The following is a 26,731-nucleotide window of genomic DNA, read 5'->3' as shown; positions in this document are numbered from 1 at the left end:
GGTTTTGCCGACGATCGGCTGCGCCGTCACAGCGCCGCCCGCCCAAAAATGTCCAGCGCCCGCTGGCCGCATCAGGCTTTCCCGAGCTTGATGCCGGTCGCATCCGCCGTAAGATAGCCGACGGCCGCGCCGAAGCGGTCCTTGTAGTTGGCGCGAACCAGCGGATCGAGGCTATCCTTCACTTTGGCGTGGAGCTTCTCCCAGTCGCCCGGGTGCTGAAAGTTGCTCATCACATAGGTCCAGCCATTGAGTTCGTCGACCGCGTGGAGGCCCGTCGATTCCGCGCCGGCCGGCATCGACATGATGCGCGACAGCTGCCTGTTGTCGACATTGTAGGCCCACAGGAAGTTGTTGACATGCATGCCGCTGTCCTCGCCGACGAACAGGGTGCGCAGGCGCTCGGAGAACTTGATGTTATCCGGATTGCCGATCTTGTCGGGATTGGCAGTGTTGCCAAGTTCGTCGGTAGCGATATCCTCGCCCGTCAGGACAAATCGGGTCTCAAACGGCACCCATTCGCTGGCGATCGCCTCTCCGCCGCTGTCCTTCTGGGCACCACCCATGGAGTGCGCGAGAATACCGCCTGCCTCGAGAGGCTTGTCGAAACCGATGCCTGACGTTTGGTACCACCCCTTGCCGCCCTTGACCATCGAGTCCTTGATGTAGGAAATCGCCGAGTAGGCAAACTTGTCCTTCGCGTTGACGGTGGTGCCTTCCATTTTTGTAAAGGCCATGCTGCCGCCCATAAGCGCTGCATAGCGGTGTGTTTCCAGGAAGGCCGCGGCCTTTTCCATGCCTGGCGCGAGCTTCACCCAATGGAAGGATCCACTCATGGCGATGCGCGCGTAGCGCAAATCTTTGGGATCCTCCTTGGCGATCTCCATGATGGCCTCAGGCTTCACCGTGTCGGCGAGTTTCTCGATCTCCGCGCTGGTGGCATGGCCGAGCTTAATCCAGGTGATCGTGTCGGCCGGTGCTGCTGTGTCGGTGGACAGGGTGCCGCCGAGCTTGGCAACGTAGAGCGTCCCGCCGGAAAGGTCCGCTTCCCTGTCGGCGACGAACATGAACAGGCCGCCATTGGTCGCATCGTCGCCCATCAACAGCGTGCGACGGTCAGGCATCACCTGCACCAGTTCGTGCGAGATGCGACCAATGCAGTAGTGCTTGGTCAGAGTGCCGCTTCCGTCGGCATTGACCCTGACTTCAGGCAGGTGACCGTAATGATAGGGATTTGCAGCCTTCTCGTCTCCAAACAGATTTTTGCTATAGGCCAGGAGCTGCTTGTTCGATAAGGCCGCGAAGGCGTCGGGCTCGTATTCCTCGCTCGACAGATGGGTGTTCCAAGGCGAGAGGCTGGCGCCGCAGGTGATCCAAAGACCATGCGCCTGAGCGGTGTCGACGTTGTGGTACTTGACCAGGCCGAGCTTGCCGGTGCCCGGATCCTGATCGAGTGTCAGGACGGCGATTGGCGAGGGCATGCGGCCATAGGTGTCGTCGCCTTTCTGGTCGCGCGACATGTACTCGAACTGGACGACGGCGAATACAGTATTGCCCTTGACGCCATCGACCTTCGCGCCGGCGATCGGTGCCAGCAGCGAAGTCCCGTCTGGACAGTCGGAGAAAAACTGGCGCTCCCTGCCCGGTACCGAAGTGTCGATGATCGGCTTGTTGTGGATATCGTAGTAGCCGCCGGCCAGGATTTCCCCGCCCTTGCCGTCCGGCACCATGTCACCCGTCATGAAGAAGGGCTGATAGGACAGCTTGAACGCCTGCGTATTTCCGTCTTCGAGCGTCACCGTCAGCTGCGAAGCAACGGTCGTGGTCGCCATGGCCGCCGGATCCGCCAAAGAGGGCGCGGCCATCGAGCTGAACGTTGCCGAGACAAAGTTTGACGGCGCGGCGGCGGCATCACGCGCCGTGCCGAGAGCGAGAAGCGAGCTGGCGGCCGAAGCGCCGAGTGGCAGCATGGGGACGCTAGCGAGGAATTTCAGGGCCTGGCGACGCGTAGAGTGGGTGGATTCCAACATTTGATACCCTCCGTTTATGCCGGGTCATGACCCGACGCGACCGCGTTCGCCATGAGCAATGGACGGACTGCGAGCCTATTGTCTGGTGGGATAGCGGGATTGCAGGACGTCTTGATGAAGTGGAGCCTAGCATTTTTTGTCCCGGTCGAAGGACGGATACCGGAAAGCGTCGATCACGGAGCGCTTCCCTCACCGTCCTTGCAATGTGGGGGCGGTGAAAGTTTTCACACCCTGTGACTTGGGAAATTCGCCGCCTTCTCCCGTCTGAATGTGGCGTGGCATATGAAACCTAACTCAAAGGTTAGGATTTTGAGCCCCGTTTTCGGACCGTCATTTCCCCTTTCAATTCTAGGCTAGAGAGGCTCTGGTTTTGGCCTATGCGGCAAGTTGAAAATCCTGTCTTCTCTGGGCCGGGCAGCCTGCCTTCTGGCGAGTGCTCGTCTCCCTCGGGTATCGGCTGGAGCAAATCGCCCTGCAGCGGGGATGGCCAATCGCCCTTGCGCCGAGCGAAAAGGGACGCGGTCGACTCCCTCCTGACCCACCTCGACGCCTCCGCCGCAACGTCACGCCATTGGCCGTAACACGACGACGGGTTGGCCCGTTCGATTGACGAGCCGTGATCAGCCTCGGCGACTGGAGTCGCAATGGGCCACGCGGCAGCGCGGCTTGAAACCGTCCCAGACTAGGCCGGGCGCAGTACCTTGGGGCCGCTGCCGTGAGGCAGGCCGACATCATATTGGCGCGGTGACGTCGAGATGGCTCGGGAAGCCACGGCAGCGCCCCTCTCTAAGCAATTGGGAAAAGCGTTTTGGGCGCTCAGGGCAGCCAGGAAGGCGGCATTGAAAATATCGCCTGCGCCGACCGTATCCACCGCATCGACATGCGGCGCCGCAGTGCGGTGAAGGGCTCCCCGCGCATCGACGCCAATCGCCCCCGACGGCCCGCATTTCACGACAAGAAGCGAACCGGCGGGCATATGCGTCTTCAACTGGGCGGCAGCGCCTTCAACGCTCTCAAGACCTGATAGACCCAGTGCCTCAGCCTCGTTGAACAGGGCGCAGCCAGCCCGGGCCAGCCAGGCCATCGTTCGTGCCCTGTTCGCCGCGGTCCAGCCCCCGTCAGGCCAACCGGGATCAATCGATGTCGTGATACCGTGTAGGTCTGCCCAATCGAACAGTCGGTCGTAGTCGCGGGCCAGGGTCTCGGTCTGGAAAGCTGCGGACAGCAGCAGATGTCCTCCCTTCAGCCGTCGTGCATCGAGCGCCACCAATGCATCGTCGATACAGAACCGGCCAAGATGGCCGCGCGTGCTGAAAAAGGTCCGCTCGCCATCTGGATGCGTCACACCGACTGTGATCGCCGTCCTGTCGGGCGCCCGCACCCATGTCTCCGCGTAGGAACCGAACGCGCTTCGCAGCCATTCCCCGAACATGTCCTCACCCGTGCTGGAGGCAATCGCAAAGTCCACCCCCATACCCATCCAGGCGAGCGCTGTATTGCCAGCCGAACCTCCGACCCGCAGCTCGTCATGATCGACGATGACCTCCGTGCCGGGACGGGGCCAGGGGCTTGCGGGCCCCAGTATCAGATCGACATTCACATTGCCGATGACGGCCAGAGGGGTCCCGATATTCATCGCGCCGCCGCTTTTATCATGGCTTCAAACAGGGCCAGGTCAAATTTGGATTCTGCGGGCGGCGTCCGGTTCTCTCCACCTTGCGTTGCCGCCGCATGGAAGGCGCGCAGCTCGGCGTCGAACGGATCCTGGTAGAAGGGACCGAGTCTCGTGAGGACGTTGCCCTTCTCCGTGGACGCCTGGATATCAAGCGTCATCGGCAGATTGCGGATATAGGGGGTCGGATATTCGAATGCGAGACGTCCGGTTCGCGTGTTGATTTCGAAGCCCGCCTCGAAACGCACGACATCGCCAATCATGCATTCGTAGAGCGCGGTAAAGTGACCGTAGTCAAACAACGCGGTGATCTGTGTGCCGCCCTGCTTGATCTCTGTCGCGATAACCCGTTGGGGCACGCCGAGAAGGTCACGCATGGCCGACAGGGAATGGGATGACAGGCCCGTCAGCACGGAATAGGCAGTGACATGATCGGACGGCGCATCGGCGCCACAGACATCGGCAACCATCGCCTGGCGCAGCGCACGGCTTTCCGCGACAAGAGCCGCGGCGATGTCGTTCTGCGGCGTGATGACCCGGTCGGTCTGCCGAAAGAACCACGGCCCCTCGCAGATGACGTCGCGCACGCGCACATAGGTGATGTCGTCGAGCTTCGGTAGGCGTGCTTTTGCCTCAAGGAAGGCAGGGGCGTATCGCCGCATGTAGCCGACCATCGCCACACGGCCGCAGGCCCGTGCCGTGGCATCGAGCTCGTCGAGGTCGCTCTGCGTCAGGCAACACGGCTTTTCGACCAGGACATGCTTGCCTGCTTCCAAGGCCGCGCGGGCATGGCGGCCGTGATACTGGTCGGGGCTCATCACCAGCACGGCGTCGATATCGCCTGAGGCGATCAACGCGCCGGGCGTGGAAAATAGCCGGGCGATGTTCCAGCGCGCGCCAATCGCTTCGGCGACAGACGGGGACGGGTCATAGGCGCCAGCCAGAGCGAACTGGTCTCCCAGTCGCTGCAAAATCGGCAGGTGGATGAGTTGAGCCACTTCCCCAAGGCCGATCAAACCAAGTCTGAGCACGTTTTTTTACCTTTTCACTCGGGGCGCCGCATCGGCGCAGACCTTAGACTCGCACCGTAGTGATGCGGGGCCCGTACTGCGGCGAGCCTGTTACATAATAAATATGCATTGAGGATTTTATCAATCCGAAAAATCCTGAATTCTGGACAATTTAAGGGGATCGCGGCTGGGGAATGCTCCCGTTATCCTATAAAAGTCCTAAAGTTAAAGAAAAAGCATGGTCTCCCTTTCCCAACTTGCTGTTCTGGAATAGAAGATGTGTCGAGGATTTAAATGTCGATGGAGATGGAAACGATGAAGGTTGCGACGGCTCCGGACGCTTGGGGCGTATGGTATGCGGATGACCCGAAACAGACGCCGTGGACGCGTTACCTTGACGAGGTGCGCGATTCCGGCTTCACCTGGACGGAAACCGGGCCCTGGGGCTACCTGCCGACCGATCCCGCGCGTCTCACCGACGAACTGGCTGCCAGAGGACTTTCCGTATGCGGGTCGGCTCTGGTGCATTTTCTTGCGCCAAGGGATGCGATGGACACTTTGCGACCGCGCCTTGAGCAAACTTGCGGCCTGCTCAAGGCGATGGGGTCGGAGTGGGTCGTGCTGATGGACGATTCGGACCTTCCTCCGGCGGGCGGGCAGCGCGCGCTTTCGGCGGATGCCTGGAAGGGAATGGTGACGACTGTCAGGGAAGCCGCTCGCTACGTGGCCGAGGAACACGGCCTGCATCTCCTGTTTCACCCGCATGTCGGCTCCGGCGTCGAGACGGAAGAAGAGGTCATCCGCCTGGTCGAGGAAACGCCGGCCGAACTTGTCGGCCTTTGCTTCGATTTCGGCCATCACGCCTATACCGGCGCCGATGCCTTCGCCTTCATGAAGCGCTATGCCGAGCGGATCCCCTACTATCACTTCAAGAATGTCGATCCTGCGCTACTCAACAAGATCCGCGACGAGAATATCGATTTTATCAAGGGCTTCCAATCCGGCGTGATGTGCGAACTCGACAAGGGCATCGTGGATTTTCGCGAGGTGCGGGATTTCCTTGCGGCTCGGAATTTCGACGGCTATGTCGTCTACGAGCAGGATATGTATCCGTGTCCGCCCGAAAAGCCTTTTCCGATTGCGCTTCATAACCGTAAGGTGCTCAAAAGCCTCGGGCTCTGAAGCGGTATCGCATGGCGATCGCGCGGCAGGAAAACGGGCAGCAGGCGGAAGCGATTTGGAGCAGGAAGACAACAGGCCGATCAAGGATGAGGATGTCCGGATCGCGGGCAGCCGCATCGAGGATGCGCGGATTTTCAATCGGCGCCTCGTGTTCGAGACGATCTTCCAGCGCGCTCCAATCAGCCGTGTCGAGATTGCCGGCATTGTCGGGCTGAAACCGCAGACGATTTCATCAATCACCCGCGAACTCCTGGAACAGGGGCTTATTTCGGAAGCCGGGCGCTCGTCCGGCCTTCGCGGCCAGCCGCAGATCTACCTCGAACCCCATGCCGACGCTGGCTTTTCCGTCGGCATCCACATCGACCGCAACCATTGCCAGCTGATGATCTGCGACTTGAAACGCAGAGCGCGCGCGCGCCTGGAAATCTCGTGCAACACCCGCGATCCGGAAGAAACGGTTGCCCGCATGGCCGAGGGCATCGCGCAGGCGCTGGACGACAACGCTATTCCGCGCGGCAAGGTCTGGGGCATCGGCCTCGTGCTGCCGACATTCGGCTCCGATGTCTACGACTTTGATTTCTCCATGCAGCATTGGGAAGCCTGGCGCGACGTGCCCTTCGTCGAGAACCTGCAGAGCCTCTGCGGCTTGCAGGTGCTGGTGGAAAACGATGCGACCGCGGCAGCGATCGGCGAGCGCATCCACCGGTCAGGCGCACAGGATGCCACTTTCGTCTATTTCTACATCGGCCACGGGACAGGTGCCGGCCTCATCATCGACGGCTATCCGTTCAAGGGCGTCGGTGGCAATGCCGGCGAGCTTGGGCTGCTGCCGATCGCCGGTCTTGATGGATCGCCCGTCTGGCCTGAGACCGGCGCCAAGGATATCCTGTCGCTGACGGGTCTTGCCCATGCCTGCGGCATGACGGAGGAGACTGTCGACAACGATGAGCTCAACCGCCTGTGTGCCCTCAGGGATCATCGCTTGATGAACTGGCTGGCCAGTGCGGCTGCCGTGGTGCGCGATGCGACAGCGATCATCGAGGTCATGTTCGACCCGGGCTTCATCGCGGTGGGCGGGGCGCTGCCGCGCGCGATCGTCGAGATGCTGGTCGATCGCGCCTACCCGCTCCGGCCGACGCCGGCAGCCCGGCGCGACCGCGCGTTTCCGCGCCTGATGCCGGCGATCCTGATCCATGATGCGGCCGTTACCGGTGCGGCCATGCTGCCGATCTTCGTCAACACCAGCCATAATTTCCGTCACCTCTACTTCCGCCAGGTGCTGGGCGACGAACGTCCATTCGACGGGGCGTCGCCGGTCTGAAAGCCCTGCCGCGTCTCAATTGCGGGAGCGCCTTGCACCCGCAGCCGTCAGGACGGGACGGTTGAGATGACCTTGCCTTCGCGAAACAGCGCAAAGCGCGAGACGCGGATAGACAGTGTCTGTCCCTCGGCTATGTCCGCACTTTTCGGCACCTGGATCCGCACCATCGTGCCGTCGTCCGCCTGGCTCTCCACCTTGATGAAGGATCCGAGATTGACGGTCCGGGTGACGAGCACGCCGCCGTCGCCGGTCTGACCCTCGACGACGATGTCTTCGGGACGAACCGCAAGGGTTGCGGCGCCCGCTGTGACCGATGTCGGGATCTCAAGCCCCGCGATCCGGATGCGCCCCGCATCGACCGCGCAATCGAACATGTTCATGTCGCCGATGAAGCTTGCCACGAAGGCGGTCTGCGGTGTTTCGTAGATCTCGCTTGGGCTGCCGACCTGCTCGATACGCCCCGTGCTCATCACCACGATGCGGTCAGCGATGGATAGCGCCTCATCCTGGCCGTGCGTCACGAACACCGTTGTGATCTTGAGCTTACGCTGGATCTGCCTGACCTCTTCGCGCAGGCGGTCGCGCAGATGCTGGTCAAGGCTGGCAAAGGGTTCGTCCATCAACAGGATCTTCGGCTCGAGAACCAGGCAGCGCGCAATCGCCACGCGCTGCTGCTGGCCACCGGAAAGCTGGCGCGGCATCCGGTCGGCATGGTTCTGGAGACCCACCAGATCAAGCGCTTCCTTGACCTTCGCGGCAATGACCGGCTTGCTCATCTTACGCAGCTTCAGGCCGAAGGCGACATTCTCGAACACCGTCATGTGGCTCCACAGAGCGTGGCTTTGGAAGACCATGGCCGTCGGCCTATGTTCCGGCGGGGTCGACACGACGTCTGAATTGTCGATCAGCACCCTGCCGCCCGAGGGGCTCTCGAAGCCGCCAATGATGCGCAACAGCGTGGACTTGCCGGATCCGGACGGCCCGAGCAGGCACACCAGTTCGCCATCGGGAAAATCCAGGGACAGCGGCTCGATGGCGTTGATGGGGCCATACATCTTGGAGATATTGTCGAGGCGGAGCGTTGCCATGCGTATTTTCTTTCTCTTGGATTGCGCGTCAGCCGCCGAGGCCCTTGGCAAAGGCGTCGCCGCCGATGACCCGGCGCGCAAGCAGGATTGCCGCCAGCGACGGCACCCAGAGCATGACCGACAGGACCGCCCCATACTGCACGACCAGCTGGTTGTTGATCATCGACATCATCAGCAGCGGCATGGTGCGGATACGGGGTGCCCCGACGAGCCAGGCACCTTCCGTTTCATAGAAGGTCCACACGAACGTCATCAGCAGGGCGGCGGCGATGGTGGGAAGCGCCTGCGGCAGGGTGATCGACCAGAAGACCCGGAACGGCCCGGCGCCGACGTCGCGCGCCGCCTCCTCCATCTCACGGCTGACGGCCCTAAAGGCGGCCGTCGGAAGCCAGATCATCAGCAGCAGCGTGTTGAGGAGTTGGATGATGACCACCCCGCTATAGGTCCCGACCAGGTTCATCGAGAGGAACAGAACCGCGATTGATATGATCAGGGCAAAGCGGGGAAAGGCATTGGCCATCAGGAAGGACATCATGAAACCGGCCTTTCCGGGAAAGTTCATGCGCGCGAAGGCATAGGCCGCCGGCAGGCAGATCAACGCCGACAAGGCCGTCACGATCGTCGAGAGCTGCAGCGACGTCACGAAGGCGGCCCAGACTTCCGGTCGGCCCAGGACGGCGTACCAGTATTTCAGGCCCCATTTGGTCGGCAAAATGGCCGGGTAGAACCACTGCTCGGCAAAGGCCCAGAGGAAGACCGTGAGGATCGGCAGGGCGACGAACAGGACGAGGAAGGCGAGGATGATCCAGCCGAAGACGTCGACGCGGCGGTTGAAGGTCATCGGATGTCCTCCTCGCGGCGGGTCGAGACCGAGCGCACATAGGCAAGGCCGGCGATCGAGCAGATCATGAAGGTGATTGTCGCCTGCGTGCCGGCCTGGACGGGGTCGCGGACGCTGGCAAAGGTACGCAGCATAAAGGGGCCCATCATCTCCGGAGCGGTCGGACCCAGCATGAACGGCATCAGCGCCTGTCCGAAAAAGCCCAGGAAATTGAGCGCTGCGACGATCAGCAGCGAGTGCTTCATCTGCGGCAGGATGATGCTCCGCAGGATGCGCAGCTTGCGCGCGCCGATATCCCTTGCAGCCTCGATGGACGTGTCGGAGATATTGGACAGGCCGGAGACGAGGATCAGCAGCGCAAGCGGCATGCCGTCCCAGATCAGCCCGATCACCGGGCCCCAGGGCGTCAGGTAGGGCGAGTGGTAGCCCGGGATCCCGACCTTGGTGAGAAGACTCTGAAGCCAGCCATTCGGGCCCATGTAGCGGATCAGCGCATAACAGACGATGATGCCCGGCACGAACATCGGAAACAACGCCAGCCCCTGGATGAGAGACGCCAGCCAGCCGCGCGAAAACCGCATGTAGAGCGCGATTGGCAGGGTGATCGCGATCAGGAGCGCTAGGCTCACGAAGGTGGTCCAGAACGTCCGCATCAAGTTGGCAAGACTGTAGGGGTCGGAAAAAAAGAAGACGTAGCTGGAAAATGTCAGCCTGGTGCCACCGTCCGGCGACTTCCTGAGCACCGTGCTGAGTATCGTCAGCACGGCAGGATAGAAGAGAAAAACGGCGATCAGCAGGACGGGCAAGGCGATCAGGAGCAAGCCCTTAAGCTTTGCCGTCATTGTCCGGGCGGCGGCATCCATCGGCTGGGCCTCAGCGCTGGATGGTCGAGGCGACGTTGCGATACCAGGCTTCGAACAGCGCCGGCTCCCAGGTGGCCGGGAAGACCGGAATGGATCTCGGCGCGACCTTGGCGAATTTCGCCTGAAGTTCGGCGGCCATGAACTCCCATTTTATTCCGGGAAAGCCACCGAGCGCCGTGACGACTTGGTTCTGCACCTCCGGGGAAATCAGATAGTCCGCAAGCTTGAGCGCCGCGCCCTTGTTGGCAGCGACGCTTGGCACCACGATCCCCGAGAAGCCACCGGTGAAGGCCAAATCCTGGAGTTGGGCAATCGCGGTCGTCGGCGGCACCACGCCCTGGCTCATCGCCTGCAGCGCCATGTCGGACCAGGCGACCGTCATCGTGACGGCGCTGCTCGCCAGGAGCTGAATCGACGCTGTATTGCCGGACGTGTATTCGCCGCCATTGTAGAGCGAGGGTGCAATATCCTTGAGGAGTGGCCACACCTTCTCGAAAATCGGCGTCGCTGTATCAGCGGAGTAGTTTTCCGGCTGGAAAAGCTCCGGCTTCTTGCCGGTGACTTCCTGCAGCGCGCGCTCGATGAAGCAGGCGCCGGAATCGCCGAGGTCGGGACGGGCATAGGCGAACTGACCCGGATTGGCCTTGATCCAGGCCACCAGTTCCGGAAAGGTTTGTGGTGCCTTGGCAACCTTGTCGCCATTATACATCAACACGACCTGCGAGCCGCGATAGGGCAGAAGCGTCGCATCCTGAAGGACGACGGGGTCGACCTTGGCGTAATTTCGAAGATTGGCCTTGCTGAAATCGACCCAGAGACCGGCCTTGATGGAATCGGTCGGATAGAAGGGCGTCACCGCCTCCAGCATATCGACCTGTGGGTCCTTATTGGCCTGGAAGGCCGCCATTGCACGGTCGGCCAAGGTGTTCATGGCCGAGCCGCCACCGCCGGCGACAAGATTGAGCGTCACACCCGAATTGGCCGCCTCGAAGCCTGGCTTGACGACCTGGGTCCAAAAATCGATGACGTTGGTGTCGCTGTTGAAAAAGATATCCAGAACGCCCGGGGCGGCCGAGGCGATGCGGATGCCGCCGGCCATGATTCCGACACCGAAAGCTGTCGTTGCTGTCAGAAACTCACGTCTTCCAATGTTCATGCTATCCTCCATTTTTCGGGCTGTGAAATGACTTGCATGCCGATATGTTGCCCTGGTCGTTCCCGGTGGCTGCAGATCTCCGCCTGCTCTAATTAAATACTTACCATGAATTTTATCGGCGATGTCAAGGGAGAGTGTGAGCAGAATTTCCATGGAGAAGTTTTTCTATCAAGCGAGGACCAAGTTGTGTGGCCAAAAATGAAAATATCTTATATCTTTATTGATGATTAAATATTGGGGGAGTTCCAGATGCGGGCTTATCGCGATCGCCAACGTAGCCTTGAACAGCTGTCGCGCCACATGGAAGTCTGGGTAGAGGAACTGCAAGCCTTCGAGATGCGCCAGCGCCTTGCCCTTACCGGCTGGCAGTCGACAAACCCGCAGGGCCAGCAACGGCCGATAGCGACCGGAGGCGCCTGGGACGACCGGTTCGGCATCCACCGCTTCGAAATGACCGGAAGCATTTCCGTTCCCCCCGGCGACGGCGTCGAGCTGCGGCTGGATTTCGGCGGCGAGGCCCTGGTGCGTCTGCATGGCGACGATGGGCAGGTCTTGGAGAGCTTTGCCGCCAATCCTTGCCACCGTCGCTTCCAGGTGCCGCAGGAGACGTCGCTGCGCATTGTGGCCGAGGTGGCCGCGCGCAGCCTGTTCGGCGTCCCAAACCGCGAGCCGCGTTTTGCAATGGCCGAGATTGTTCTGTTTCATCCCGAAATCCGCGCCTTGCGTCGCCGCCTGATGGTACTGCGCGACACCGCCAACAGCGTGGATGATGTCGAACTCTCGCGCTCCCTGTTCGAAGCTGGCGAGATTGCCATCAGCGGCCTGCGGCTTCCCACGGCCACGACCGCCGTTGCGCCGCGCGTCGCCGGCCGCCCCTGGGCACGCGATATCTGGGAGCGCAGCTTCGAGCCGTCGGACCGGCCCGAAGCACTCGGCAAGGAGGCCTTGGCGTCCGTTTGTCGTGCCTGCGAACTTCTGGATGGGATGCTCGATGATCTGCGCAAGGCCTATCCCAAGCAGGGCGACGTGCTGGTCACCGGGCACGCCCACATCGACTACGCCTGGCTCTGGCCGCAGCCGGAGACCGTGCGCAAGATCGTGCGGACGTTCAACAGCGTCAACTCACTGCTGCAGCGCCATCCGGACTTTCACTTTCTGCAATCGTCTTCGCTCTATTACAGCCATGTCGAGGATGAAGATCCAGCGCTGTTTGCAGACATCCGCAAGCGCGTGACGGAAGGCCGCTGGGAGATCATCGGCGGGATGCTGGTGGAATGCGACACCAACATGCCCTCGGCAGAAGCCTTCACGCGCCAGTTTCTTCTGGGCCAGCGCTATTTCCAGGCCAAGTTCGGCATCACCTGCTCGACGGCCTGGCTGCCGGACACTTTTGGGTTCACGGCCGCCATGCCGCAGATCATGCGCCATGCCGGCATCGATACGTTGGTCACCATCAAGGTCAGCTGGAACGAGACGAACCGTCTGCCGGAGAACCTGTTCCAGTGGCAGGGTAACGACGGCTCGCGGGTGCTTGTCCATACGTTCGACGCCTATGACAATGACGGTTACAACATGCTGATGACGCCGATGGCGCTGTGGGAGGTGTGGAAGAAGCATGGGGCCAAGGATCTCGTCGGAACCGTCATTGCCAGCTACGGCTGGGGTGATGGTGGTGGCGGCCCCGACCCGGACCAAATCGAGATCATGCCACTGCTGAACGCCATGCCGGCAATCCCGCATGTGCGCCAAGGACGCATCCAGCCGCATCTGGACGAGATACGTGTGGCGCTATCGGATGCAGCCCTGCCGGTCTGGGCCGGCGAGCTGTACCTCGAATATCACCGCGCGACCCTGACCACCCAGGGTCGCACCAAGCAGCTCAACCGCCGGGCCGAGCATGCGCTGGTTGCCGCCGAGGCCATGGCCGTCATCGATGCCCTCGACGGCGGCGTCACCGCCATGCCGGACCTTGCGCTCGATTGGACGCTCATGCTGCGCAACCAGTTTCATGATATCCTGCCCGGCTCCTCCATCCGCGAGGTCTACGAGCAGACGGAACCGGAGCTAGAAGGGGTCGTCGCCCGTGCCGACCGTCTGTGGCGACAACGCCTGGAAGCACTAGCATCGCGCAGGCGCGGCGCGCGGCGCGGGCTGCTTGTTGCCAATCTCTCCGGTTCGGCCAAACGGCAGTGGCAGCTCGAAAGCAGCGCGCCCCTCCCCGCCGGACTGGCGCCGCAGCACAGTCAAGCCGGCTACGTTGTAACGTTCGACCGACCGCTCCAGGCGCTTTCCCTCGGCTTCGTGTCGGCGACGGGACCGATCAGCAGCCTCGTCGTTGACGACAGTCGGATGGAGAATGCCTTCGTTCGCGTCATCCTCGACGCGCAGGGTCGGATTTCGAGCCTCCTTGACAAGCGCTGCGGCCGGCAACTGATCGATGGCGCCGCGAACCGGCTGATGCTCTATCGCAACGACCTTCCCCGCAATTTCGACGCCTGGGATATCGAACCCGGCTTCGAGCTCGGCGAGGAAGAGCTGTTGTCTCTGGAAAGCCGTGAAGTGACGGAATCCGGCCCGCACCGTGCAGAGATCACGTTGGTCCGGCGCTTCAGCGCCAGCACGATCACCCAACGCCTGCGGCTGTGGGCCAACAGTCCGCGTCTGGAGATCGTCACCGATCTCGACTGGCACGACCGACGCACCTATCTGCGGGCGGCCTTTCCCCTGAACGTGCTCGCCGAAGAGGCGGTGTTCGACCAGGCGATCGGCGTGACGCGTCGGTCGACCCACGATAATACCACCTGGCAGAAGGCACAGTTCGAAGCCTGCGGCCATCGCTTCGTCTCGCTGTCGGAAACGGACTGGGGCGCGGCCCTCTTGTCGGCCGACAAATACGGCTTTTCAGCCAAGGGCAACGTCCTGACGATCAGCCTCGTGCGCGGGCCGATGTTCCCGGACATGCTCGCCGATGAGGGGCACCAGCGCTTCACCTATGCGCTGCTGCCACATGACGGACGCTGGTGGAGCGCCGATGTGCAGGCGGAGGCTGATCTCGTCTGCGATCCGTTGCGCTTCACCGTGGCAACCGCAGATGCCGATTATGATCTGTCGCCTGTGACCATCTCTGACCAAGACGTGCGCATCCACGCGCTGAAGCCCGCCGAGGACGGTGATGGCTATGTGCTGCGTTTTTCCGAGGCGGTTGGCAGGCGCGGTTCCTATGCGATCTGCGTGCCGGATGGCCGCACATGCAGAGCTACAAACGCATTGGAAGCCGAACTTGAGGATATGCCATCCACTCTGAAACCCTTCGGCCTCGTGAGCGTCCGCTTCTGAAGCGACACCTTGTCGCCCGTCCCTGCGCGCGAATGGATCTATACAGGTGGCGCCATTGACACGGCCTTCGCGTATCCCGGCGATGCGGCAAGTTTATGATATGGACGACAAATCTGGCGAGGCCGGATCTCGCCGATCGGCGCGGGGGCCGCGCCGTCTTGCTGGCCCCGCACACCCGGGAAGCCGCCGGACTGGCTCCCTGGGTGCGCCGACTGCTCGCCCTTCGCCGTCGGTTTCCCTTCCGGTATCCCGCCTGCTCGTGCTTGCATCAATTCGCAGCCGGCAAGAACGTCTGCGTCTTGCCGGTCAGGCGATAGGCGGCCAGACCCAACCATTCGTGAGCGGCGGTGTCGCTAACATCCAGTCCTTCGGCGATAGTACTAAACGGCAGTTTGAACTCTGCAGTTCGTGTGCGGTAATCAACGGGATAGGGAACGGTGGTGAATCCAACCGCTCTGAAGGACGCCACCGCACGCGGCATATTATAGGCTGAGGTGACGAGCAGCCAATTGTCGGACGGCTGTGGTTTGGCCACCGCCATGCTTTGAACGGCATTTTCATAAGTTGTCTGGGAACGGCGCTCAGTTTCAATGCGCTCTGAGGCTATCCCAAGGTCCACAAGCACGCGCTGGGCAATCTCCGCCTCGGTTTGAATTTCTCCGAGCACGAGGTGGCCACCGCCACCAGACAGGATAATGCGAGCCTGGGGATAGCGGCGTGCAAGCGCGGCAGTCTGAAAGATCCGCTCGGCATTGTTGTTGAGTGTAAGGCTGTTTCTACTCGCTGTAATATGGGCTTCTTCAGCCCCACCGAGCATCACGATACCTGTCACGTAATCGGGAAGGTCGGGGGCGGTGAACCGGTCCTCCAGCGTTGTGAGGACAGCGGGGCCGACCGGAGACCAGCCCGCTATGCAAAGCAGTACGGATGACGTGCCGAGCAACCAAAAGGCGGTGCATTTCCATCGTAGGAGTAACGCTGCGATCCCTAAAAGCCCGAGTAAAGCTATCAAATTCGATGGTAGGAATACTGACGCAACCAGTTGGTAAAATATGAGGAACATTCTACATCTGCTTTCAAGGGATAGCGTTGCGCCGGGGAGGTGTCTGGAAGCGACCTGTCATGTAGTTGCCGTTCATCCCTTAGAGGTTTTGTCAGACTACGCATCATTTAGTTCTGAATGACGCACGAAATCAGACGACTGTAACTTTTACTTTTCCAAGATTGGCCGAACTTTGATTTGGTTAGGTCGTAATTCGACCAACGACAACTCGCCTTCCTGTAGTGACGTGGCCCAGGGCCGGCACACCCAGAGTGCGGACACGATAAAGCAGATAGGTCGACTTACGGAATAGCCTGCTGCGGCTGCGGCCTGTCGAGCCCGGGACGGACCCAATCCTTCCTGGCACCGGCCTCAGCCTTCCTGGTACATCGAGGGGCAACCACGCAACCAGTATGTAAAAGAGCCGCGTGAATGACTGGCTCGCCCGCCCCTGCCCGGTCAATCTCAACACTATCGCGAAAAAGTCCGAAAGCGCGCAGACAGAAGTCTACAGCCGTCTCAACGACGCATAGGCGACGTTGCGATTGGCCCCTGACCAGACCGCCCCGTCGAATTTGCTCATATCGTTCGCCGCGTTCGATATTTTCCACATCTCCGACTCCGGCCTTAATAGGAGCGACCAATTCATAAAGGTCTCCATGTACCCATCCACGCCGACTTCGTCGGAGAAATTAGCAAACAAGAAAACCCCACCCGGCTTCAACATCCCTAAGCAATGGCGGGTCAGCTTAACGGCTACACTGAAGGATAGATAATCGTAGAGACCTGCGGCATAGATCAGGTCGAACTGACCGAGTTTCTTTCGTCCGGTGAGAATTTCAAGTACCGACCCACCCATGGCCTGGACGCAGCTTCCCCCATACTCCGCGTGCATGGAAGCAACACTCAGCGGATCCTGGTCCAGAGCGACCCATCGCTTGATCGTTCCACCATTTAGCGCGTTCGATTTTTCTGCTTCCCGCAAATGACCAGCGGCGATGGTAAGGACTTCGGCAACGGATCCACGACTTGCGGTGATCTCATCCACCTGACGGGTCAGGATGTCGCGACGCTCACGAACCGCGACTGATGAGGATGCATTGCTCGTGAATTCGTAGAGAGACCGTCCCCTTGCCGATGCTTGCTCTAGCGATCCACTTACGCTCGGGTGGCGGTAGATGAAGTCTAGAAGGTGTGCGTCGCCTGAATATCCTCTAGGCTTGTCGAATGACCAGCGCGTGAAGGGGTCTTCCAGGAAGACCGCAGCGACAGGATGGCTTCGTGCAACATCAACGAGTTCAGGCCAAGCGCCGGGGAAAAACTTTCTGCGCGTGAGGTGAAGCTGTTTGCTGAGCCGCTCGATGACGAGAGACGGCTCAACGCCGCTCTCAAACTGTTGCCGCGCAATCTCCAATGCCAGGGCCAGCTCGGCTTTTCCAACGGCTATCTTTTGGTGAAGCGGTTGATGCTGATGCTCAAACTCGCGAGCGATCAGTTCGGGGGTGATAAGACTTTGTCCATCAAGTTGCGTGGAGGTGCGGTTCAAAGCGGGACTCCCGTTAACAGAGTCGTAACTCTAATGGGAGGTAGGGCAACTTGCGAGTGGAAAAACTGCTCATATACCGAGAATTGAAAGACGGGTCGCCCATATCGATGGGGACGACGTCATACCCTCAAATCAATAACCGTGGTATCTTCATGATTTATCAGAATAAATCCGGATATTTAGGGAATGTGACGCAGCTTAAATCCGGGCACGCAGGTCTTGACGTGGCGGTTCATTTCGGGGCAAACGAAACTTCGGCGCCAATCTCCGACGCTGATTTTGTCGTGGAAAAGCCAAAACCGGCGACCCAAGAATTGAAGGCCCTCTATCGCCAAAAGCAGGCAGAAGCCCGCCGTGCCGTATCGAGGAAAGGGCTGTGGCTGGCCGTTCTCGTCTACCTCCTGTTTTCACTGACAGACCTGCTTTTGATCGCAGACGTTGCGCCTTATACGATCATAGCAAGATTTGTGGTTGGGGCTTCCGCGTTAGCCGTGATCGAACTTCAGTACCGCTTCGGCCAAAAGGCTGACAGTCTCGATATAACGTGCGCCGCCGCCCTGGTGTTAGGATATGTGGGCTGGCTGTTGCCGGCGATGGCATCCGGAGAGATATCAAATCTCTCCTATTACATGGTCTTCGGCGCAATATTCATGATGGGCATTAATCTTTTCTTTGACTTCAGAGTTTCCCTCGCACTAAGTGCTTCAGCTGCCGTTTTGGGTTCTTTTTTAGTTTCCCTTTGTTTCTTTCCGAGCGACATCTATCATACGCTTTCGTTCGTCATATTTTATGTTTGCTGCTTCATATTTACCTCTTATGTGAACTGGAAGCTGAATGCCGAACGCTATCAGGTTTTCCTGAACTCACTCGAGGCGGCCGCCCAGCATCACGAGGCGAGCGAGCGCGGCAAAGCTTTGCTCAGGCTATCGATTACCGATCCCCTGACAGGTCTATCCAACCGGCGCGCCATTGATCGCACGCTTCGCGAGTTCTGGGAGAAGTGGCGATCCAGCCAACAAAGCTTCACCGCAATCCTGATCGACGTCGATCATTTCAAAAGATTCAACGATTTGTATGGCCACCAGGATGGCGATGACTGTCTTGTTCGCGTTGCAGAAGTGCTCCGGGCAACCGTTGAAAAGTTCGGCGGCTCATTGGGTCGCTACGGGGGCGAGGAATTCATAGTGCTGACGCATACAACATCTGCCGAAGAGTGCTTTGCTTTTGCAGAAAACATTCGCAAAGCCGTAGAGGAGATGACGCCTTCACCCCAAATGCGTCCGCAGGGGGCACCGGTTGTTACCGTGAGCGTGGGCGCTGCACTGACCGGTCCGCACTCCGCAACAAAGGTCGAAAAGCTCATTCATGAAGCAGACCGAGCCCTTTATGCGGCCAAGGCTGGCGGACGCAATTGCACAAGGCTATATGATGCATTGGATCCCGCATGCCGCGATGACGAGGAGGACCTCGTCGCACTGCTGAGAGTGGCTCTTCGGCAGGAGTTGGTATCGCTCGTATATCAACCGATCCACGATGTCGCCTCTGGCTCAACGAACACTGTGGAAGCCCTGATGCGCTTGAAGACGGCTGATGGCGTTTCTATCCCTCCCATCGCATTCATCCCTGTCGCTGAGCATACGGGTTTCATCCACGAACTAGGGCGCTGGCTCGTTCGCACCGTTTGCATCGAGCTGCTAGCAAACAATCGAATTCAGACCGTTTCAGTCAACATCTCCCCGGTCCAGCTGAAGTCGGAAGGCTTTGCTGCGTCTGTCGCGGCCATTCTTTTGGAAACTGGGGTTCAAGGCAGCAGGTTGGCGTTCGAAATCACGGAAGGGTTGGACATTGACGTCGATGCACAGGTGTTGATGTGTGTCGAAGAGTTGCGCGGGCTGGGTATTTCGATCTGGCTCGACGACTTTGGTACCGGCTTTGCTGGGTTGTCCTGGCTTCGCGTGATTGATTTCGACACGGTGAAGATCGATAAATCCTTCTTGAACGACGCGACGTCGCCAAGGGGTAAGGCCATGTTGCGCGACATGGTAAGCCTTCTGCGCAACCACGTGGACGACGTTCTTGTCGAGGGTGTCGAGACCGAGGAGCATATGACGCTAATGCGCGAGCTCTGGATTGATCAAGTTCAAGGCTATCACGTCGGTCGTCCGGTTCCGGCCCATATGATTAAGTCTGGCGACGACGGTGCCGCAATCGCGTCGCCACATTAGACCCGACCGGGTGTTATGGTGGTGCGCGATCAATGCAAGGCCTGTTCACATTTTCTAAGCTGACAGATTCGTCTCGGTGATGGACGGGAAGACATTTTACGTCTTTTCAGCCAGTAAAATTCGCCATGGTCGGATGGCCTTCTAATTTCGCTTTAGCCGCGAAACGGTGTACTTATGAAGACAAGCGGAACAGCACTTCGTCTGGAAGCCAGCACTCTCTGTTAGGGCGGGCGACGGCAGAGAAGATGAGCTTAGACTAAGGAACGGGTGGCTATAGTGAGGCTCGGGCTCCTACCGGACGGGTGGGAAAAACGCGTTGGACGGGCGACTGCCACAGGCACAATTTGAAGATCGCAACGCCGATCGCCAATATCCGTCTGTCAAAAAAGCCCGGCTCAGAGGCCGGGCTTTTAATGTCAGATAAATCAGATCAGAATGTGCGCTGGAAGCGCAGAACGCCACCGAACGTGTCGGCGTCGCGAACTGCGTTGTCGTATTTAATGTACGTCAGTTCAGGTTGAACCTTAAAGCCCTTGGCGATAAAGTAGTTTACGTTGGTGGTTGCTTCGAAGGTCTTACTGTCGGAATAGGCAAGCTGGGTATTCCAGTCGAGCTTGTCGTTGAACTTGACAGTCGTGCCGCCCCAGACAGTCCAGTCGCCCGTGCTTGCGCCGCTGGCGTCGCCGTTGGCGTAACGGTTGATCTTGTCGCCATCCGTGTTCCAGGCGCCCATAAGGAATGCCGAGAACGTCCCAAAATCGAGATCGAGGCGAGCCTTGATGGCGCCTTCTTCGACAACGGAGTCGTAGCCGCCGACGACCTTCAGGCCGACCATCCCGGTCTTGTAGCCGAGGCCAGCAACGAAGTCAGGAGTGTAATGGTCTGACTCATCACGGCCCGTGTTCGGGTCGGTTGCACCAGCGCCAGACTGGCTGTCCTCTACCGATAGAACGCCCGTCAATCCATTACCGCCGTCGTAAACGTAGGAGAGCTGGTTGAGCTCGTAAGGTCCGTCGCCGATCACGTCGTCGTTGATAACGTTTCCGGCGTAACCGATCCACTGCATGTATTGCGAGTCGGTTTTACCAACAATGAAACCACCAAGGCTAATGCTTGCGAACAAAACCTTCGAGTCGTTGTTACCTTCCGTCGAGTCGAAGCGGTAGATCATGTTGGTCTTCAGCGGACCGTATTCGGTGTCCGTTGCTGTGTCGACGTTGAGTTCAGCGCGGGTATGCCACTCGGTTCCGGTCTTCTGGCGAACGCCAAAGGCGTAGGGATCGTGCCACAGCGCTTCGGTACGAACCATGCCACCGACCTTGAGGCAGGTTTCCGTGCCTGGGATGTAGAAGTAGCCAGCGCCGTAGGCGTCGCAGATGCGGACATATTCAAGCGGCTCAGGCTCAGCAGCGACGATAGCGTCTGCAGCGTGAGCACCGGATACTGCTGCCAGGGCAGCAGCGGAGCCGAGAAGTAGGCTCTTGATATTCATGATTGACCTCCAGTTCAATGTTGCGAATGGATCCGGCACAGCCTGCATTGGGGCTCGCTCCCCATGTTCGCGAAGTCGAACAAACACACTTGCGCCTTCATTAGTAAGCATGGCTTTGTAATCGCTCGACCGCAAACGACTTCTTTCGCCAAAGCTGATTTAGGAAGTCCTTCGGCAAGTGATGTTGCAGAAAGGGCACAAAGTCCAGCTAGATTTACTGTGAAGATCTCAGTGGATGTCGGGGAGGCTCAAAGATAGTGAACGCGGCGCGCATGTCTCAATGATCGCCGACAGCACCAAGCTGGCGTTGGGTCCGCCTTCCCTACTTTGCCGGCGATCACTCGTTTCCGCTGCACAATTCCGGTTGAGTGACCGACGCTGACGGAGGTGCTCCCGGTCCAGAGCCTCCATCTTTTAGACAACGTCGCTTGATAGGCCTGCCCGCTTGCCGCTGTCGACCTCGGACCTCGTCGTCAACTGATAATGCGTATGTGCCGAGCAGCCTATCCTCGCTTCGATCAAAGGCAGTTGCCCAGCGCGAGGGATGCTGCGCTTCATGTGACCCGCTTCGTCACTATTTGTACGGCACCGCACCACTTCAGGAAAGAATTTCGTCGTCATGCTTGTCATAGACCCCACGTCCCGCGAGTTGGGGCCTCCGGCAAACCCAGGGCGGCTGAAAGAGGTGGACCGTCAGCGGCCTTCAAATCGCTTTAGCATCGCCCTCAGCTGCGCGTTTTGCTGTTTCAGGTGTTCCGCCAGCAACTGCTTCAGGCGTCGGTTTTCGGCATCGAGCAACGGCAACTCGTCAATGTGGGTGTCCACACTCGCAGCCTTCACCGTAGCGGCAGGCGCTGAGTTGCGACCCCGGGCGTTCTCCAACTGACTTCTCCGACCATGCTTCAGTGTCCCTGCCATTTTCGGTTTGAACTTGTCTTCTGCCGGATGGAACGCGGTGTTTTCCAGGCAAGCCTGTTCTTGCTGATGCCGTCGGATATCGTCGGGCCCGGTCGACGGCAGCAGACTGAGTTGGTTTTCACCGGCCTCATGGATATCGGTAGCATCCTCCGGTTCGAATGGTTGATCAACACGGGAGATGGGCGCCTGCGAAACGGCGTTCTGCATGAACGGGAGCTTTGCTTCCGCTTCCCGCACAAGTGCTCCAAAATCGGTCTCGCCCCAGATGGATTTCGGCCGAGTCTTCAACCGCCGGCGCGCCGATTTGATTTCGACGACGAAACTGCGTTGCTGTGGTTTCATTGCTGAATTCTCTGGTGATCGTCTTGCAGGCTCAGGAGCGGTCGAAGCGCACGAGCATTGCTCTCAGCTGGGCATTCTGCACCCGGAGCTTTTGTGCAAGCTGGTCTCTCAAATGCTTGATGTCCCTGTCGAGATCTATGACGTCGTTGGAAAGGACGTTCGTTGGCGACGATAGGCCTGCAACGGGCGTCTCCGCGGCGCCAACGGCGGTCTCAGGTGTTAGATCGCCGCGGACTTGCCTTAACCCCTTGCCCCTCGTCTTGGGTGCCTTGAGCGACTGAACATCTACCTCACCTGCAGGTAACGGGTCTCGCGGATCGGAGATGGACTGCCCTTGATCCCCAGTCGCCTTGGCCGTCGCTGCATGTATCTCGTCCAATGGCAAGGCGGGTGCTGCTGGATCGGTTTTACCGTCGGTCGCAGCCGCCGTTGGCACTTGAACGTCGGCGACAGGTGAATCCATATCCCCAGGCCCGGCGGCGCCTTCCGGAGAAGAGAGGAGAATAGTCTGAGCGGGCTGTAGTTCTACCTCGACATTGCCGGCACGTCCGCCATCTTTCGTATCAGACGTCTTTTGCCGGGACATCAATCGCGCGAGGTATTGCCAAGGTGCTTTCATTGTAAGTCTTTCCGGGCGGCAGACAACGCGGTGGTTCTGACAGCCCCAATCCGGCTCGCAGGGCGAGCCGGAACATCTTTAACACGAGCTTCGAAAATGGTGGCGTTGGTCGATTGCGCACCGCCGGCAGGTATCTGCCCAGATCAGACGCCGAGGCGTTTGCGTAAATCAGCATTTTCCGCACGCAGCTTTTCGGCCAGGGTCTGGCGAAGCCGCTTGTTTTCTTCCTCAAGCTGAATGAGATCAACCATCTCGTCGCTCGTAGTGGCGGCGGCGTGTGGCGTTGGCAGAGTGATAGGCTTAGCTTTTGCGGCCGCTTTGCCGGCCGTCTTCCTCGCGGTGCCAAGGGCAGGCTTTTCGCCATCCGCTGGAACGGGTTCAGCACGCGGGGTGCGCTTTTGACGAACCTTCGGTGAGCTTGCAGCAGCAGCCTCGATTTCGGCCTTGGACCGTCGTGGAGCACGCTGCTTTTTGGTCACAGCCGCCTCTTGCGGCGCCTCCAATTCTGCAACTTCACTTGGGATGCCTGTTTCGCTTTCGTCTGCCATTGCTCTCTCCATGACGGTATGGATTCTTTTCGACTGCTAGACAGCGGATGTCAACAGAACCGAACTAAATCATCGGTTGACGCGCAACTTTTGCATACAGTCCGACTTCCCAATTGGAGTTATAGGCCGCAGATTCCCGTACGAAGCACTCGCCAGCGACATCTTGAATATGGCGGCGAGATCGACGTCCACTGGTGGTGCCCGCGAGCATGGCGCGTAGCTGCGACCCCACGATTGGCAAAGTGCCGGGGGAACTTTCGACTCACTGGGGCTTAAAGCGAGCGTCGAGCGGAGAGGCGAAGCACCTCACGCTATGGGTGGCCCGCTCGCAGGCAGTTCAACAAACATCTCCGGCGATCTGGCGACTTGGCCAAGGGCGGGACGCATCGTCGGTGCCACGATCATTCATGCTCCAAGCCAACATACGGTCAGGCGGGGAAAGAACTCATCAAAGCGGGCGAGACCCCTGAAGAGTAGAATGACAAGCCCGCTAAGCTCGCGCAAAAGGAGCGCAGCGCGCCCGACGATCAGATCGGAACGCCGAAACTGGGCTCGCGGGGCGCTCCATGCCTATTCACAAATCACGGGACGACTATCGAGAAAATGGGATGCCCGCTGTTTATGGTGGAGGCAAGTTACGCAGAGACTCGCTCGCAGCTGGCGAAAGATACAGGTCTGGGCCAGAAGGATCGCTTAACGCGTTCGATGAAGTGATTTCCCGAATTGTCACTCACCGAACCGATGTCGGAATCACGGCATGATGGCAGGGCTGAAACGGGCAACCCGGCGTATCTCTGGACGTTGGCGTATCACAGGGCCATGATAACCGACAGCTCGCGCGACTGAAGTAAGATGTGCAACGATTTCTAAAAAGATATTTTTCGGATTGCTGCGTAGCTTTGGACTTTTGGTTGTAGTGATTAGTCTGGTTAAATTTGAAAAGGAAGCCGGGACTTGCGGAGCATGCTCACGTGGTGGATGGATCACGTCTTTCAAAAGGACGGGCCGTTGATAGCCCCACAAGCGGGTGGCTCAACAATTGAGGCGACGCAAAAGTAAATTTTTTGCCGTGCTTTGCTTCGAGGTAATTTTCGGTGACTGATAGTTATGGCCTCACCACCCACCGGAGCTACGCACTGGAGGCTCGCTAGCGATACAAAGCTTTGCAGCCCTAAGCTAAGCTAGGAAACGTTTGCAAAATCGAACAACGAGCTCAGACTAAACGCCTCTTCCTTCGCTGACCCAGGCCCATTTCCGTTGCTAGTTGCGAGCGGGCCCGGGAGTATGCCGGAGCGACCATGGGGTAGTCGGCAGGCAACGCCCATTTTACACGATATGCTTCTGGAGAAAGTGCGTGGTTCGTAATGATGTGTCGTTTGAGAGACTTGAAAGCTTCACCACATTCCAGGCACGTAATCCGGTCATCTTGCAACGACTTCCTCACGGAGATTGCGGGCTTTCGCTTTTCGGCGACGGGAAGAACGGCGCTTCCAGACTTTGTTTTAAGTGCAGATTTGATCGAGATGATCAGATTGGCGATATCGTTGACGGGGACGACATGGTTGCTCAGATAGGCTGCCGTAATCGCCGCCGCTAACTGAACCAACTTATCGGCGTCTTCAATACGATTTTCGTTGCTCATTCAATCTCCGTGCACTTAAGGGGAGCGTTCACTATCGGGGACGGCGTCCGCTGAAACCGGGCTTTCTCATGATCTATTCGAAGTGCCGCGGGTGACATTGAGTAGCCCTGGAGCAGCCGTTTTCCGGGACCAAGATCGAATCGCCGATGGCGCTTTTGACAAAAAGATTTTGGCAGTTACGTCACCGGCACTCAGCTGTTTTGTCTGGCGCTGGTTAACCAACCGTAAATTTCCACAGGTGGCCGCATCGAAATAATCGCCGCCGGACCTGTCTCGGCATGCGACTTGCTTGTTTATCGCTGTCTTAATGGCGGAGCTCGTATCTGGCATGCTGCGACACACATCAAATCAGTTTCCAACCGTCAGGCTCGTCCTGAAGGGTCATAAAAAATACAAAAGCATCAGAACGGTGCATGAGGCAGCCGAAATGTTGTTGGGAGAATGGCCAACTGACGACGGCGACTGTTACTTTGAGGCGATCATGACTTGCCATGACGCGCTTTACAAAGCGACGCCGCCAGCGCTTGTTCGCGCAGCTTTGATCCGTGCCGCTGACGAGGAAAATATTGGGCATATTTCTTTAGTCAGTGCAGCCATATAACGTCTCGCCATGCGTAAGGAAAGTATCCTGAATAGACAGAGGGAAACGAAGACTGCCTGGTTGCAGGTCCGGTTGCGCAAATTGACGGTCGGCCTCTTCATCGTTCGTCTGATAGAGCTTAGATTGGGCACCGTCGAATTTGCCGACCAGGCGTATCCGTTCCCTTGGCGCACGACAGCTGCAAGTGCCACGGTTGGATATGCAGATCGTCTTCCAAGTCCTGGTGCACTGCCTGTCTTCCGGTGCGCGCCCCTGAAAACCGGCTGAAACGCAAGCTGCGAAACATCCAACCAGCACTAGCGGTGGTATTGATCCGAGGTCAATAAGCGGCGCTTCGAGACAGGGGCATCGGGCCTTACCAGCGCGTCGGCCTGACCGAAGATCATCTCGATCGCTATTCGCACGAATTCTCCGGCGGTCAGCGGCAGCGCTTTTTTGTTGCCCAGGCCCAGGAAGTGTCGCCATGGCGGATAATCGGCGATAGAGCCGCATCGGCGCTGGATGTGTCATTCCAAGCACAGGTCGTCAATCCGAGGATCGAGTTGTAGGACGAACTCGGGTTTTACTACCTTTTCATTTCGCGCGATATGGCGGTGGTCGAGCGGTTCAGCCAACGACTTGCTGTCATGAACGTAAGGTCGATGGGTGCGATTGGATCCTGTTCTCAATCTTCGGCAACCCGCAGCACGATTATACTCATCTCTTCTATCGGCCGCACCAAATTTCGAGACATGGCAACGGTACAAACAGTGAATCGGAGTTGGCGGGCTTAGCCACCCCTGCTAGCCGTGGAATATTAAGTCCCTTCATCCAGTCACCGAATGATTACATGAGAGCACCAAATCTCGTCAGTTGACTTAATTGAACATCGGCATTTCTATGAGGATATTCAGTGGCTTGGGGATGGTTTCTGGCGACTTTGTCGAACAGGTCTTCCTTGGAAGAGGCCTTGGAAAACGAGGCGCGGCCGTCTCGGATCCAAGCGAGCGCGGTCAGACGGGCGTTGCGATCGTCATAACCGTTGTTTTCGGTCGCGATCGGCTGGTTGTGGATAGCCTCACGTGCTCGATTGCAAGTTTCGGTAAGACGCCTGGTACGTCTTTGTAACAACGGTAAAAATGCGACTTGCCACTCAATGGAATTTTAGGAAGGTCTTGGGAACAATGATCCAACGTTATGGAATTTAACAATCCCTATACCGGCCCCGGCGCCATCAAGGGGTTACTACAGCACCGAACGCATAACCTTTGGGATATTCTG

General features: G+C 58.8%; 19 protein-coding genes. 5 read left to right on the top strand and 14 right to left on the bottom strand.

The window, feature by feature from the left end; all coding sequences use genetic code 11:
* Positions 1–71: 71 nt before the first annotated feature.
* The 3 genes from PR018_RS21835 to PR018_RS21825 form a co-directional block, all read right to left on the bottom strand.
* Complete coding sequence (locus PR018_RS21835; protein WP_142831821.1) at positions 72–2,027, bottom strand: PhoX family protein; 1,956 nt, start codon at positions 2,025–2,027, stop codon at positions 72–74.
* A gap of 682 nt (positions 2,028–2,709) precedes the next feature.
* Positions 2,710–3,663: a carbohydrate kinase family protein gene (locus PR018_RS21830; RefSeq protein WP_142831820.1), complete on the bottom strand. Its 954-nt coding sequence runs from the start codon at positions 3,661–3,663 to the stop codon at positions 2,710–2,712.
* Entirely contained in the window at positions 3,660–4,730 is a 1,071-nt protein-coding gene (locus tag PR018_RS21825; protein ID WP_142831819.1) for a Gfo/Idh/MocA family protein, read from the bottom strand. The genes PR018_RS21830 and PR018_RS21825 overlap by 4 nt, the downstream gene beginning before the upstream one ends.
* A 294-nt stretch (positions 4,731–5,024) precedes the next feature.
* Here PR018_RS21825 and PR018_RS21820 point away from each other — a divergent pair, with 294 nt between their 5' ends.
* Together PR018_RS21820 and PR018_RS21815 are read left to right on the top strand one after the other, a co-directional pair.
* Positions 5,025–5,891, top strand: coding sequence for a sugar phosphate isomerase/epimerase family protein (locus tag PR018_RS21820; RefSeq protein ID WP_244615521.1), 867 nt, complete (start codon positions 5,025–5,027; stop codon positions 5,889–5,891).
* Positions 5,892–5,946: 55 nt separating this feature from the next.
* Complete coding sequence (locus PR018_RS21815) at positions 5,947–7,212, top strand: ROK family transcriptional regulator (protein ID WP_224129354.1); 1,266 nt, start codon at positions 5,947–5,949, stop codon at positions 7,210–7,212.
* 47 nt (positions 7,213–7,259) lie between these two features.
* Here the strand turns inward: PR018_RS21815 and PR018_RS21810 are convergent, their stop codons facing one another.
* Genes PR018_RS21810 through PR018_RS21795 form a run of 4 tightly spaced genes read right to left on the bottom strand, consistent with a single transcriptional unit; the run spans position 7,260 to position 11,160 of the window.
* Complete coding sequence (locus tag PR018_RS21810) at positions 7,260–8,300, bottom strand: ABC transporter ATP-binding protein (protein WP_142831817.1); 1,041 nt, start codon at positions 8,298–8,300, stop codon at positions 7,260–7,262.
* A gap of 28 nt (positions 8,301–8,328) precedes the next feature.
* Positions 8,329–9,141 carry an ABC transporter permease gene (locus PR018_RS21805; RefSeq protein ID WP_142831816.1) on the bottom strand — a complete coding sequence of 271 codons (813 nt, stop codon included), beginning with the start codon at positions 9,139–9,141 and terminating at the stop codon, positions 8,329–8,331.
* Positions 9,138–10,004, bottom strand: coding sequence for an ABC transporter permease (locus PR018_RS21800; RefSeq protein ID WP_244615520.1), 867 nt, complete (start codon positions 10,002–10,004; stop codon positions 9,138–9,140). Before PR018_RS21800 ends, PR018_RS21805 begins: the two co-directional genes overlap by 4 nt.
* A 10-nt stretch (positions 10,005–10,014) precedes the next feature.
* A complete protein-coding gene (locus PR018_RS21795; protein WP_142831815.1) occupies positions 10,015–11,160 on the bottom strand; it encodes an extracellular solute-binding protein in 1,146 nt (381 codons plus the stop codon).
* 249 nt (positions 11,161–11,409) lie between these two features.
* Between PR018_RS21795 and PR018_RS21790 the strand changes: the two genes are divergently transcribed.
* Positions 11,410–14,496: an alpha-mannosidase gene (locus PR018_RS21790; RefSeq protein WP_142831814.1), complete on the top strand. Its 3,087-nt coding sequence runs from the start codon at positions 11,410–11,412 to the stop codon at positions 14,494–14,496.
* A gap of 268 nt (positions 14,497–14,764) precedes the next feature.
* Here PR018_RS21790 and PR018_RS21785 read toward each other — a convergent pair whose 3' ends face one another.
* The gene (locus PR018_RS21785; RefSeq protein ID WP_142831813.1) at positions 14,765–15,559 is read right to left on the bottom strand and encodes a YdcF family protein; all 795 of its coding nucleotides are present in this window, start codon (positions 15,557–15,559) and stop codon (positions 14,765–14,767) included.
* Positions 15,560–16,046: 487 nt separating this feature from the next.
* Positions 16,047–17,084 (bottom strand): class I SAM-dependent methyltransferase, encoded by a 1,038-nt coding sequence (locus PR018_RS21780; RefSeq protein WP_142831812.1) that lies wholly within the window; start codon positions 17,082–17,084, stop codon positions 16,047–16,049.
* A gap of 152 nt (positions 17,085–17,236) precedes the next feature.
* On the opposite strand from PR018_RS21780, the gene PR018_RS21775 reads away from it, so the two are divergent.
* Positions 17,237–19,309, top strand: a complete 2,073-nt coding sequence (locus PR018_RS21775) for a putative bifunctional diguanylate cyclase/phosphodiesterase (protein ID WP_142831864.1) — start codon at positions 17,237–17,239, stop codon at positions 19,307–19,309.
* A gap of 430 nt (positions 19,310–19,739) precedes the next feature.
* Here the strand turns inward: PR018_RS21775 and PR018_RS21770 are convergent, their stop codons facing one another.
* The 5 genes from PR018_RS21770 to PR018_RS21750 all read right to left on the bottom strand — a co-directional run bounded on the left by PR018_RS21770 (position 19,740) and on the right by PR018_RS21750 (position 24,870).
* On the bottom strand, positions 19,740–20,801 hold the full coding sequence (locus PR018_RS21770) for a porin (RefSeq protein ID WP_142831811.1): 1,062 nt from the start codon (positions 20,799–20,801) through the stop codon (positions 19,740–19,742).
* Between the two features lie 693 nt (positions 20,802–21,494).
* Positions 21,495–22,061 carry a hypothetical protein gene (locus PR018_RS21765; RefSeq protein ID WP_142831810.1) on the bottom strand — a complete coding sequence of 189 codons (567 nt, stop codon included), beginning with the start codon at positions 22,059–22,061 and terminating at the stop codon, positions 21,495–21,497.
* A 31-nt stretch (positions 22,062–22,092) separates the two neighbouring features.
* Entirely contained in the window at positions 22,093–22,680 is a 588-nt protein-coding gene (locus PR018_RS21760; protein WP_142831809.1) for a hypothetical protein, read from the bottom strand.
* 143 nt (positions 22,681–22,823) lie between these two features.
* Positions 22,824–23,228 (bottom strand): SyrB-like regulator, encoded by a 405-nt coding sequence (locus PR018_RS21755; protein ID WP_142831808.1) that lies wholly within the window; start codon positions 23,226–23,228, stop codon positions 22,824–22,826.
* A gap of 1,213 nt (positions 23,229–24,441) precedes the next feature.
* Positions 24,442–24,870: a Ros/MucR family transcriptional regulator gene (locus PR018_RS21750; protein WP_142831807.1), complete on the bottom strand. Its 429-nt coding sequence runs from the start codon at positions 24,868–24,870 to the stop codon at positions 24,442–24,444.
* A 307-nt stretch (positions 24,871–25,177) separates the two neighbouring features.
* On the opposite strand from PR018_RS21750, the gene PR018_RS21745 reads away from it, so the two are divergent.
* On the top strand, positions 25,178–25,471 hold the full coding sequence (locus tag PR018_RS21745) for a DUF982 domain-containing protein (RefSeq protein ID WP_307877631.1): 294 nt from the start codon (positions 25,178–25,180) through the stop codon (positions 25,469–25,471).
* The last annotated feature ends 1,260 nt before the right edge of the window (positions 25,472–26,731 follow it).

It is taken from the genome of Rhizobium rhododendri (assembly GCF_007000325.2).
GTDB classification, from domain to species: Bacteria; Pseudomonadota; Alphaproteobacteria; order Rhizobiales; family Rhizobiaceae; genus Rhizobium; species Rhizobium rhododendri.
Note: the sequence above shows the minus strand (reverse complement) of the source record. Positions and strands in the feature narration are given on the sequence as shown.